At 58.8% G+C, this 12,549-nt stretch carries 9 protein-coding genes and 1 tRNA gene; all 10 read right to left on the bottom strand.

What is annotated here, in order from left to right; genetic code table 11:
- Positions 1-144: 144 nt before the first annotated feature.
- Positions 145-1,056 carry a pyrroloquinoline quinone biosynthesis protein PqqB gene (pqqB, locus tag IAI51_RS24695; protein ID WP_187680851.1) on the bottom strand — a complete coding sequence of 304 codons (912 nt, stop codon included), beginning with the start codon at positions 1,054-1,056 and terminating at the stop codon, positions 145-147.
- An 81-nt stretch (positions 1,057-1,137) separates the two neighbouring features.
- Positions 1,138-1,212, bottom strand: a complete 75-nt coding sequence (gene pqqA / locus IAI51_RS24690) for a pyrroloquinoline quinone precursor peptide PqqA (RefSeq protein ID WP_003422658.1) — start codon at positions 1,210-1,212, stop codon at positions 1,138-1,140.
- A gap of 155 nt (positions 1,213-1,367) precedes the next feature.
- Entirely contained in the window at positions 1,368-3,782 is a 2,415-nt protein-coding gene (pqqF, locus tag IAI51_RS24685) for a pyrroloquinoline quinone biosynthesis protein PqqF (RefSeq protein ID WP_187680850.1), read from the bottom strand.
- A 38-nt stretch (positions 3,783-3,820) separates the two neighbouring features.
- Positions 3,821-4,615, bottom strand: a complete 795-nt coding sequence (locus IAI51_RS24680) for a carbon-nitrogen hydrolase family protein (protein WP_187680849.1) — start codon at positions 4,613-4,615, stop codon at positions 3,821-3,823.
- A 12-nt stretch (positions 4,616-4,627) separates the two neighbouring features.
- Positions 4,628-6,310, bottom strand: a complete 1,683-nt coding sequence (locus tag IAI51_RS24675) for a flavin monoamine oxidase family protein (RefSeq protein ID WP_187680848.1) — start codon at positions 6,308-6,310, stop codon at positions 4,628-4,630.
- Positions 6,311-6,516: 206 nt separating this feature from the next.
- Positions 6,517-6,978, bottom strand: coding sequence for an Lrp/AsnC family transcriptional regulator (locus tag IAI51_RS24670; protein WP_187680847.1), 462 nt, complete (start codon positions 6,976-6,978; stop codon positions 6,517-6,519).
- Positions 6,979-7,305: 327 nt separating this feature from the next.
- Positions 7,306-7,854 (bottom strand): PBECR2 nuclease fold domain-containing protein, encoded by a 549-nt coding sequence (locus IAI51_RS24665; protein WP_187680846.1) that lies wholly within the window; start codon positions 7,852-7,854, stop codon positions 7,306-7,308.
- A gap of 192 nt (positions 7,855-8,046) precedes the next feature.
- The gene (locus IAI51_RS24660; RefSeq protein WP_187680845.1) at positions 8,047-8,343 is read right to left on the bottom strand and encodes a DUF3077 domain-containing protein; all 297 of its coding nucleotides are present in this window, start codon (positions 8,341-8,343) and stop codon (positions 8,047-8,049) included.
- A 356-nt stretch (positions 8,344-8,699) separates the two neighbouring features.
- Positions 8,700-8,776: transfer RNA gene (locus IAI51_RS24655), tRNA-Ile, on the bottom strand.
- Positions 8,777-8,791: 15 nt separating this feature from the next.
- Positions 8,792-12,538: a bifunctional diguanylate cyclase/phosphodiesterase gene (locus IAI51_RS24650; RefSeq protein ID WP_187680844.1), complete on the bottom strand. Its 3,747-nt coding sequence runs from the start codon at positions 12,536-12,538 to the stop codon at positions 8,792-8,794.
- Positions 12,539-12,549: the final 11 nt, after the last annotated feature.

Here is a 12,549-nt window from a genome sequence, read left to right as displayed (position 1 = left end):
TGTACATGCTTTTGGCGATGTGCGAGACGCTGGAGCAATACACGCCACAGGAGCTGGCGGGTTTCGCTAAAGAAGCCATCGGCTGGGTGGCCAGCCGAAGACTTTAGAGATGTGTAGATACCAATGCAGCGATGAGGCCATCAGCTACAGCACAATACTCATACCGTCATACGCCACTTCAACATCACGCCGCGCCAGTTCCGCGCGCTCCGGCGAATCCTCGTCGAGAATCGGGTTGGTGTTGTTGATGTGGATAAGCACCTTGCGTTGCTCGGGAAGCTGTTCCAGCACTTCGAGCATGCCGCCAGGGCCGTTCTGCGCCAGATGGCCCATCTCGCGACCGGTGCGGGTGCCGACGCCACGGCGCTGCATTTCATCGTCGTCCCACATTGTGCCGTCCACCAGCACGCAATCGCTGCCGGCCATGATTTCCAGCAGTGGCGCGTCAACCTTGCCCAGCCCCGGCGCATAGAACAGTTTGCCGCCGGTCTTCAGGTCTTCGACGATCAGGCCGATGTTGTCGCCCGGGTGCGGATCGAAGCGGTGCGGCGAATACGGCGGCGCGGCACTGCGCAATGGCAGGGGAGTGAAACGCAGGTTCGGGCACGCAGCGACGGTGAAGCTTTGATCGAGTTCGATACGGTTCCAGTCCAGCCCACCGTTCCAGTGTTTGAGCATGGTGAACAGCGGGAAACCCGTGCTCAGGTCTTCGTGAACCATGTCCGTGCACCAGACCTGATGCGGGCAGCCTTCGCGCAGGCTGAGCAGGCCGGTGGTGTGGTCGATCTGGCTGTCCATCAGGATGATCGCGCTGATACCGGTATCGCGCAGCGCACGGCCCGGTTGCATCGGAGCGAAGTTCTGCAGTTGCGCGCGGATGTCTGGCGAGGCGTTGCACAGCACCCAGTTCACGCCGTCATCGGAAATCGCGATGGACGATTGAGTGCGGGCCTTGGCATTCAGGCTGCCGTCGCGAAAACCGGCGCAATTGACGCAGTTGCAATTCCACTGCGGAAAACCGCCACCGGCGGCCGAACCCAGAATCTGGACGAACATGAACGCTCCATCATTTCAACGCTGAAAATAAAACGCCCCGGCGAGCCGAGGCGTTGCACTGCAAGTCTGCGTGGGCAGAACTCAGCGGCTGGCGAAGTACATGGTGACTTCGAAGCCGATACGCAGGTCGGTGTAAGCCGGTTTTGTCCAGGACATAGGGTGTCTCCTTCGGTGGGTGGGATAGCGCTGTCCATAGGTATAGTCCACGGCAGCGCAGGGATGTTCCAAATAGTTAGGCGGCTATGTTACTCAAAATTTCAACATGATTGCCTGTGAATCTTTGAGAAAGCTCCTTGCAGCCTGAGTAATGATCAGTTTGCCGCTTGCCATGGTTCGCCGGGCATAGCGTCGCTGGCAAGGCAGAGCCAGCCACCTTCGGCGTTGTTTAAGCGCTGTGCGGCTGCCAGCAATGCCGGACGATCCAGTTGGCCAATCGCGGCGAACAATTGCGGCAGATAATCCGACGAATGGCCCGCGAGTCTGGCCTGCCACAGCAGTTCGGCGGAGTCTTTGGTCGACAGATTTGTGTCATTGAACTGATCGATGAGCGATTGGTGTTGTTGGCTGAGACTGGCGTCATCCAGGGTTTCAATCAGCGCCGGAATGCCTTGGAGGAATTGCTGAATTTGCCCGAGCAATGCTTCCGGTGTGGCTGTTGGCGATTGCACGCCGAACAGCAACCCGGTCTGCCCGTGCATTTGCCGCACACCGCTGAACACCGCGTAACCCAACTGCAATTCGACGCGCAGGCGCTGATAGAACGGCGTCTGGCACAGCTGCGCCAGCAGGCGCCATGCAGCTTCGTCGGCGATTTCGCGGCTGGCGGTCGGGCAGAACAGCAGCAGCGAGTGTTCGCTGGACGCGGTGTCGATGTGGCTCCACAGGTGTTGGCCGTTGATGGTCGACGGAGCAGGCAATTGATTATCAGGGATGCCAGGAATACGGCTCAGGGCCAGCCCCATGGCAGATTGGGTTTGCGCGCTGAGGCCTAGCGCCAGGCCATCCCAGCGGGAAGTTGTCCACAGATGTTTGGCATCGGCGCAAGTTGGCGTTGAGGCCAAACAATGTACAGGCAGCGCCTTGAGCAACTGGCGGATCGGCATCAACGGCGTTTCTGGCTCGCCTCGCACAGCATCGGCGTCAATTCGCGTAAGACATTTCAGCGCATGCTCCAGGACGATGGGCATCGGCTCTTGCAGGCCGGTGAGTTTCAGCAGCCATTGGTTGCCGGTTGTGCCGAGCGACAATTCGACCCCGGCCTGACGTGCGTCGTCCTGAGTTTCCCGAAAGCTGCGATGCAGTTGCGCTTGCAGGTCAGCATTGGCTGCTGTCTCCAATTGCCAGCGCAGATAAATCGCGCCTTCATCACCGTTGTCCGGCAATGCCTGACTGAACTGCATGGGCGAGCGTTCGCGACGCCCGCGCGAACGATCCTGAGCGAACGTGCGCAACCCACGGTGGGCGCTGGTCTGGCCGCGGATCAATCCGGCGTTGGCCAGTGGTTCATTCGCACGCAAGAACGGATTGGCTTCAGGCAGGCGCCAGTGGCTGCTGAAGTTATCCACAGTGCCGATTTCACGAAGGATCTGTTGGAGGGCCGACACGCCGGCGTCGGTCAGGCCACTTTCGAGCCGTTCGATATCGATACGCGCCAGCTGCAACGCGCCGCTGACTTGCTGCTGACGCTGAAGCAGGGCTGCGTATTCCTTACGCAGCGGTGCCCAATCCTGCCGTGCAAAGAAACTCAGCCAATCGCAGACTTGTTCGCCAATCGCGCTCAACGATCCGGCAGGCGCGCTGAACTGCAGATGCAACAAGGCTTGCCGGGAGAAGTGATACAGCGGCGCTGCTTTCAAGCTGTCGGCCAGATTTCTGGCCTGTAAGTACGCGAGCAAACCACCCGGTTTGGCGCTGTTGAGCCAATGACAGAGAAACGCCATTGCCTCGGCAGAGGCGTCGGGCAGCGCGTCGAAGGCAAACAACAGATTGCAGTACTGCTCGCCGACCTGTTGATAACTTTTCAGCGCCAATGGCGAGGTGGCTGCCTGCGGTGTTTTATCCCCAACCGGCAGCATCGCAGCAAATTGCTCTGCCAAGCTGCGCAACTCGTCAACACGCTGCGGCCCCACCAGGCTCAGGGTCATTTGCGCGGTGCGATAGAAGCGCTGATGGAAATCTGTCAGCGCCAGCTGAAACGACGGTTGCTCGACTTGCAGCGTGTCGCGGTTCCCAGCATGAAAACCGCGCAACGGATGTTCCGCCGACAATCCCTCGTACAACGCAAACTGCCGCTGAGCCGTCGGATCCTGCGACCAGGCGACAAATTCCGCCTGCAACACTTCCCGTTCCCGCAACTGATCGTCCGGATTCATACGGGGGTTGGCGAGCATGTCCGACAGACGTTCAAGCCCTGCACCGAAAGACTGCGTCGGCAACTCAAAGAAAAAGTCAGTGGTGCGCTCCCGAGTGCTGGCATTCACCTGCCCGCCATGACGCTGCACGTAGGCCATCAGCCCTTCATTCGCAGGAAAACGCTCAGTACCGAGAAACAGCAAATGCTCGAGGAAGTGCGCCAGCCCCGGCCACACCAACGGCACGTCATGGCTGCCAGCGGCCACCCGTAAGGCGGCGGCGCTGCGCTTGAGCTCCGGTACATGACGCAGGGTCACGCGCAAGCCATTGGCCAGGGTTTCAGAGTGGGGACGAGGGTGGGTCGGCGCGGGCATGGGCACTTCCAGAACAGTGAAGTGCCAATGCTAGCGGATTAGCGCTTGTTCAGCGCGCCGTAAAGCTCGGGGCGACGGTCGCTGAGGTAGCGATTGGCTGCGCGGGAGGCGGTCATCAACTGCCGATCCAGCTCGCCGACAATCAAGGCCTCGTCCAGTCCGGCCTGGGCGATACGGCTGCCGTCCGGCGCAGCGATACTGCTTTGCCCGCAATAGTGGATGTCACCTTCATGGCCGCAGTAGTTGGCGTAGGCCACGTAGCATTGGTTTTCGAAGGCGCGGGAGCGGACGGTCACGTCTGCGACGAAATCGAACGGGATCATGTTCGCCGTCGGCACCAGAATCAGCTCGGCGCCTGCCAGGGCCAGACGTCGGGTGTTTTCCGGGAATTCCAGGTCGTAGCAGATCAGGAATCCGAGCTTCCAGCCATTGAGTTCAACCACGGGAAATGCGTCTTCGCCGGGGCTGAACATCGACCGATCCAGATCGCCGAACAGATGCGTCTTGCGGTAATTGCACAGGCGTTCGCCGTGGGCGTCGATCAACTGCACGGCGTTGTAGATCTGCCCGTCAGCAGTACGCTCGGGGTATCCGTAAACAATCGCCAGGCCGGCAGCCTTGGCGATCCGGCCGATCTGCTGTGCCCATTCACCGTTGTAAACCTCGGCCAAAGTGCTGATCGCCTCGGCGCCGATGTTGTAGCCGGTCATGAACATTTCCGGCAGCACCAGCAGGTCGGCGCCCTTGGCCTCCATCGCCAACTGATGCAGGCGTTGCAGGTTGGCGGCGGGGTCCAGTGGCAGCGGCGGACATTGGTAAAGGGCTACACGCATCAGGGATTCCTCTTACTCGGGCAGGGCGATAGGGCCGATGTCTTTGAACACATCACCCGGGCCCGGGTTCTCTTTATGTGTAGAACCGCCGAAATGTTTCATGATCCCCCACACCGCGTTGAGCGACGTCTGCACCGCGCCCTCAACCCACGCCGGCGTCCACGACACGTCGTCGCCGGCGATGAAAATCCCGCGTTGCTCAGCGGGCATGTCGTCCTGCATGAAGTGCGCGTACATCCGCTGGTTGTAGCGATAGTGGCCGGGCAAGGCGCCCTTGAACGCACCGAGGAAGTGCGGATCGGCTTCCCACGAGACGGTGATCGGATCGCCGATGATCCGCGCGGCGATGTCGACTTTCGGGTAGATCTTCTTCAACGCGTTCAACGCCAGTTCCACGCGTTTTTCCACCGGGTGCGGGAGCATCTTCAACGCATCGCTCATCCACGAGTACGACAGGCAGATCACCCCCGGCTTGTCGTCGCCGTTGTCGAACAGATAGGTGCCACGGGTCAGGCGATCGGTGAGGGTCATGCTCATCAGGTCGCGGCCGGTTTCCGGGTCCTTGTCCTTCCAGAACGGCCGGTCGACCATCACGAAAGTTTTCGACGATTGCATGTAGCGAGTACGGTCCAGCGCCATCCACATCTTTTGCGAGAACAGGGTTTCGTCGCATTCGATCTGCGTGGTCAGCAGCCAGCTCTGGCAAGTGGTCAGCACGGCGGCGTATTCGCGGGTGTCACCGTTGTTGTCGGTGACGGCGAAGCGGCCATCGGGGGCGTGGGCGATTTTCTTCACCCCGGAGCGCGGCGCGCCACGGTGCAGGGATTTCAGGCTGGTGCCTTCTGGCCAGTGCACGCAGCGTTCCGGCACATGACGCCAAATGCCTTGTGGCACTTGTTCCACGCCGCCGACCACCAGGTGCTGATGATCGTCGCAGTTGGTCATCACTACGCGGAAGATTTCCAGCATTGAGTTGGGGAAGTCAGAGTCCCAGCCGCCGGTGCCGAAACCCACCTGACCGAACACTTCGCGGTGATGGAACGACAGTTTGGCGAAGGCTTTGGAAGTGGCGACGAAATCGTAGAACGTGCGGTCGTCCCACAGCGGCACGAGGGTGTTCCACAGCTCTTTCAGGCGCGGTACATCGCGATCGCGGATGGCTTGCTGGATATCAGCGAACTGCGAGCCAGCTTCCAGTGCGTCTGCCCAGGCGTCAGCCACTTCCTGAAACAGTGCAGGAAGATCCGCCAGTTTCTGTGCGTAATGGGTTTTGCCTTCCAGATCGATCACGGTGCTGCCGGAGGCCGGCGTCAGCGGGTTGGGGAAGGGCTTGGTTTCGAGTCCGAGTTTGTCGACGTAGTGATAGAACGCGGTGGACGATACCGGGAAACGCATGCCGCCGAGTTCAGCGACGATACCGTCTGTGCCGTTGAATGCCTGGGAACGCAGACGACCACCGAGTTTGGAAGCCTCGTACACCACCGGTTTCAAGCCAAGCTTCATCAGTTCGTAGGCGGCGACAAGTCCGGCAATGCCTGCGCCGACAATCGCCACTTCGGCACCATGATTATGTTCAGGAATGCTGCCGAGACCGGCCGGGTGTTCTATCCAGTCGTCAAAGCCGAACGGGAAGTCCGGGCCAAAAATGGTGATTGGCTTCTTACCGTCTGCAGGATGGCGATTGTTCTTGTTCATGGCTGACCTTGCTGGCGACCCGACGCTGAATAGGCGTCTGAGTATAGGAAAAGATGCCAGCCATTCTAGGGAGCGTAGAACACGTTAATAAGACGCAAAGTGTCGTCGTTTTGCCATTATTTTGATCAAAGTGACGATTCAGGGCTTCATTTCGAACACTGTAGGAGCCAGCCTGCTGGCGATGAGGCCCTCTCCGTCACGTGTGATCAAACCGGCTGCCCCCGATCAATCTTGCTGCTCAGGATGATCGAAGTCGTCGTCTTCTCCACCCCATCCACACTCCCGATCTGATCCAGCAACTGATCCAGTTGCTCCGGCGAATCGGTGCGCAACCACGCCACATAGTCAAACTCGCCACTCACCGCACACAACTGCTGCACCTGCGCCATCGCACTCAAGCGGCGCAACACCTCTTTGCCAGAACGCGGCTGCACCTTGATCCCGACATACGCCTGCAACCCGCCATCAACCACGCGTTGCCCCAAACGCACGCCATAACCGGTGATCACTTTGGCCTTTTCCAGCCGCGCAAGCCGAGACGTCACGGTGGTGCGGGCGATGCCCAACTGCCGGGCGAGCATCGCTACGCTTTCGCGGGCGTTGATTTGCAGGGCGGCGATCAACTGGCGGTCGATTTCGTCAAGCGCGGGTGGGCGGATGTCTGGCAAGGGCGGCTCCATGGGGCGCGGGTCTCAGACTTGGCATGTTACAGGCTCAACCAGTGAATCGCTTGCGAGCGGATAATCGAATGGTTTTGTAACCCTCAAGAATTTTTTCGCCCGCTCCAAATGCCTTGAATACATGCAATCCAAAAATGGGTTGACTTGCCAGGTGTCTTTATCAAAAATACCGACAAGAGCGCGAAATCTGCTGCCTTGCAGGGCTTTAGCAGACGTAGGTACCTCAGCGATGCTGCAACATCGGTGTAAGGTGAGACCTCTTCATCCCATTTCCTGAGGATGCCAATATCAGGATTCAAATACTCAAGGGCAGCCTCATAGCTGCCCTTTTTCTTTGTCTTCAAGAACGTATCGCTTGTATAAAAGTTTGCCTTGGCGATGCTTGTTCATTGCTCTGGCCGGCGCATGCATGAAGTTCCAGAGAACATGTCCGTTTCTGACATCGACCACGACGAGCATGTCATTTTTTGCCTCGTAGGCGTTGATGAATGCCAACCGATATTCGCCGTTATCGTAAAGAATTCGCCAAACTTCGAAAGGTCCAGTTAGCGTATCGATAGCATGTCGGACATACCGCTCTCGAGAGTCTGGGCGTTTTTCGACAATATGAGCGAGCTTGTCTCTCCTGACCGCAATGTTTCCGATGGGTGTGAGGATGGTGATAGCCAGTAATGCCTCGTCGACGAAACCAAAGTAAGCCAAGAGAATTTTCAGGGCTCCGTCTGCGTCTTCAGCTCTTTTTATCTCATCGATTGCGGCTGAGCGAAGCTCCCTGGCCAGCGTTCGCAGATCGGGTAAAGCAAGGTCGATCCATGTCTGCTGGCCAGCCGCTTCCTTTATCAGTGGCGCTGCAGTCACAATCATGAAAGTAATCCCGGGCGAATAACGGCGTCCGGAGGTTACTTCTTCGGATTAAAAACCAACAAGGTAGAAAACTGAATGAAAACATAGCTTCGGAAAACTCCTACAGAACCCGGGGTTATCTTCCGAAAATATACCCACAGGGAGAGTGAATCGACGACGAGCAAACTCGAAAAAGCTACGCGGATACTCTGCTTATTTCGATGAAGTTTGTTTTGGATAGCTAATGACCTTCACCACATCATCAATTACCGCTTTGCTCATCGCCGTGAGGAAATAAGCGCCCCAGGCATGACGGTCGGTTTTTTTGTCGTAGGCGGCGTCTTCAGCGAAGGCTTTGACCAGAAACAGCAGGTCGGAGGCTTGGGATAAAGCATCGCCAATCGGGACGCCGGCGCTGACGTGGAAGAGGGGTTGGTTGGAGCAGTAGATGAAGGGGGTGAGGCCGATGGTTTTCAGGTCTGAAGGGTGGGGCAGTTTTGTGTCAGGCATGGTGATACTCCTTGGTTCGAGGAGCCGTCCTACACGTTTCCAAGCGAATAGGTGGCGGCTGTGCGCAGGTTGGAAAACCGGGAACCAAGGAACCGGCACGTCCGAAGACGTCCCACGCACAGCTGCCATAAAAGAGGGCTGTTGCGTTTTGATTCGACGGGTTTCCAATCCCGACCGCTGATCAGCAGCGATGTCCGGAGAGTATCCCGTCGAAGAAATGCCCAACAGGCACCAAGTCGCCATAAAACACAGCTTCAGAATTTGCCTACAGCCTTCGCGGAAGTCGTCCTGCGAAGTCGAACCGTATCAAACCATCACCCAAGAAAAAGCCGCGCATTAAGCGCGGCTTTCAAATTTGGTGGGCCCACACGGACTTGAACCGTGGACCAAAGGATTATGAGTCCTCTGCTCTAACCAACTGAGCTATAGGCCCTCAGTAGGCCGCGGATTATAGCGACGGTTTCTCGGCTGTGCTATCCGAAAAATCCGATACGGCAATACGCAGAAACGTTGCGGCAAATTCTTCCGGCGGAAGCGGCAGGCTGACGATGTAGCCCTGGATCTGTTCGCAGCCTTCGGCGGCAAGGAATTGTTGTTGCGCCTGGGTCTCCACGCCTTCGGCGATCACGGTGAATTGCATGCTCCGGCCCAGGGCGATGATGGCGCGGACAATCGCCGCGTCGTGGGGGTCGTCGGGCAGTCCGCGGACGAAAGACTGGTCGATTTTGAGGATGTCCAGCGGCAGGCGTTTGAGGTAACTGAGTGAGGAATAGCCGGTGCCGAAGTCGTCGATGGCCAGTTGCACACCGAGGTGTTTGAGCTGGTGCAACACCGCCAGGGCCTCTTCGGCCTGACTCATGATGAAATTCTCGGTAATTTCCAGTTGCAGTAAATCCGGCCTGAGGCGGTTTTCCTTGAGCAGTTGCTCGATGCGCCCGAGCAGATTCGGCTGGCGCAGTTGGGCGCCGGCGAGGTTGACCGACAGCGGCCCGAGGCTTTCGTAGATCTGGTTCCATTCGAACATCTGTCGGCAGGCGGTCTCCAGCACCCAATCGCCGATCTGCAAAATCATCCCGTTTTCTTCGGCCAGAGGGATGAAGTGCTCCGGCGGCACATCGCCAAATGTCGGATGACGCCAGCGGATCAGCGCTTCGGCGCCGACCAGGCTGTGGTCGTCGAGGCTTATTTTCGGTTGGTAGTAGAGGCGCAATTCGTCACGTTCGATGGCCCGGCGGAGCTCGTGCTCCAGTGCCACGCGTTCGCTGGCCTGGGCGGTGAGGTCGCGGGTGTAACTCTCGACGCGGTTGCGGCCCTTGGCTTTGGAGCGATACATCGCCGCATCGGCGTTTTTCACCAAGGTGGCCACGTCACAACCGTCGCGCGGGTACAGGCTGGTGCCGATGCTCGCGCTGATGAAAAACTCGTGCTCGCCAGCCTGGAACGGTGCGCCGAAACAGTTGAGCAGTTTTAGTGCGATGTTGTCGGCATCGCTGGCTTGCTGCAGGCCGGGCAGCAGAATAATGAATTCGTCGCCGCCCAGTCGGGCGACGGTGTCGATGTCACGCAACTGTTCTTTCAGGCGCACGGCGATGCCTTTGAGCAGCAGGTCGCCAACCGGATGGCCGAGGCTGTCGTTGATGTGCTTGAAGCGATCGAGGTCGAGAAACAGCACTGCGCCCTGACCGCCATTCTCCTGCTGACCGTTCAGTGCCATCAGCAAGCGGCTTTCGAACAGCGTGCGGTTCGGCAGGCCGGTGAGCGGGTCGTGGTGAGCCTGATAGTCGAGTTTGGCCTGCGCGTGTTTGAGGCTGGAGATGTCGGCGAACACCGCGACAAAGTGTGTGATGAATTTGTCGCGGTTGCGCACGGCACTGATGGTCAGCCAACTCGGGTACAGCTCGCCGTTCTTGCGCCGGTTGGAAATTTCGCCTTGCCAGTGGCCTTCGTCGGTCAGTTGGTGCCACATCGCGGCATAAAATGCGCTGTCGTGCAGCCCCGAGGCGAGCAGGCGCGGGGTGTGGCCGAGGGCTTCGCTTTCGCTGTAACCGGTGATTTCAGTGAAGGCCCGATTGACCGCGCTGATGTGCTGCTGGGTATCGGTGATCAACACGCCTTCGGCGGTGCTCTCGAATACGGTCGCGGCCTGTTGCAGCTTTTCCTGCATCAGGTGGCGTTCGGTGATGTCGCGGGCGATGGTCAGCATGCAGTCTTCTTCGCCGATCGGCAGCGGGCGGCTGGATACTTCGCAGAGCCGAATCTGCCCGTCGCTGCGGCGGATATGGCAGGTGAAATCGCGGACGAAACCATCGCGGTGCAACAGGTCGAGCATCTGTTTGCGTTCGTTGAGGTTGACCCAGATCCCCAGATCGAGCGTCGAACGATCCACCGACATGGCGCTATTGAACCCGGTGATGCGGCTGAAACCTTCGTTGACCTCCAGCAATAAGCCGTCGTTCTGGCGCGACAGCAGCAAGCCGTCCGGCGAGGCATGAAATGCCTTGGCGAATTTCTCTTCCGAGGTTTGCAGTTGCTGTTGGGTTTCTTTGAGCTGGGTGATGTCGCGCACGACTACGACCAACGCTGGCGTGGTGTCGAGGTCAAACGGTTCGGCGGAAATCAGGCCGGTGAACACTTGGCCATTATTGCGACGAAAGGGCATCTCCAGGTTGCGGATGCTGCCGGCCTGCAAACGCTGCAACAGCCCCGGACCCACGCCGGGTATGCCCCAGATATTCAGGTCGGTGGCGGTCTGGCCGATGACGTCTTCGGCTTTGAGGCCGATCTGTTCTTCAAAGGCTTTGTTGACCTCCAGCAGGCAGCCGTCGGACAAGCGCGCGATCACCAGGATGTCCGGACATTGCTGGAATACCGACGCGAACTTCTGCTCCGACAGTCGCAGCGCTTCTTCGGTGCGCTTGGTTTCGCTGATGTCGATCATCAACCCGCGCATCACCGGTTCATGACCGTGTTCGATCAGGCTGACGATGTCTCGCACCCACAGGCAGCGACCATCTGCGGTGATCACCCGGTAATCGAGGCTGTGATCGCGCCCGGCCAGTACTTCGTGATCGCAGAAGCTCTGGGCGCGGGTCAGGTCCGCCGGGTGAATGATGTTGCGCCAGAAGCCCGGAATCAGCCAATGCGACAGTGGATAACCGAGCAGGTCTTCTGCGTGCGGCGACACATAGCTGTAAGTGAAGTCACTCATCCGCGCTTCCCACGCGATGGCGGACAGGCTCTCCACGAGGCCCCGATAGTGGTACTCGCTGCTGCGCAGTTCCTGTTCGAGGTCGATGCGTCGCGCAATCTCTGAGCTCAGGCGCCGGTTGATGCGGATCACCACGGCCAGCACGATCATCAGTAACAGCAGGCCGGGCAGGCCATAAACAAGCAGATCATTCCAGAATGTCCGATAGTCGAGGACGTTGCCGACCCAGTGTTCTTGAATACTGCTGATTTCAGCAGGGGTCATGTCTGCCAGAATTTTGTCCAGAATGCCCACCAGCATCTTGTTATCGCGCGGTACGGCCATCGCCAGTTGATAGCGATACGGGGTTTCGCCGCTGACGTAGAGGCCGTCGAGCTTGAGTTGGCGAAGGCTCCAGACGCTAGAGGCGAGGTCGCCGACCACGGCGTCCACTTCGTCGGTCGCCAGTGCCTGCAAGGCTGAACTGACGTTGGGCATGGCGACCAGATTCAGGTCAGGGTGGTGGGTACGCAGGAGTTCATGGGGCGCGTAGTTTTCGACCACGGCGATCTTCAGGCCGTACAGATCGTCGAGTTTGCGCGGTTGCGCGCCACCGATGTGCGCGAGGATGACGATCGGGAAGTCGAGGTAGGGCCGGGTAAACGACAGATAGGTCTGGCGCTCGGGTGTGGACATGATCCCCGGCAGCAAGTCGATCTTGCCCTGTTTGACCTGCTCCAGTACCACCGTCCAGCTCACTGGCTCGATGGGCGTAAGTTTGATCGCCAGTCGCTGGCGTATCACGTCGATATAGTCAGCCGCCAGGCCCTGATAGCGTGCCTGGTCGTCGCGAAACTCGAAGGGCGGCCACGACGCATCTACACCCAGTTTCAAGTCCGGGTGAGCCGCCAGCCAGCTACGTTCTTCATCGGTCAGAGTCAGCGCGTCAGCCGTTGCGGTCCAGATCATCAGTGACAGCAAAAAAAGCACGGACGCCAGTCTGGGCATAACGCTCTCGT

The sequence above is a fragment of the Pseudomonas sp. N40(2020) genome (genome assembly GCF_014472415.1).
Lineage (GTDB): Bacteria > Pseudomonadota > Gammaproteobacteria > Pseudomonadales > Pseudomonadaceae > Aquipseudomonas.
Note: the sequence above shows the minus strand (reverse complement) of the source record. Positions and strands in the feature narration are given on the sequence as shown.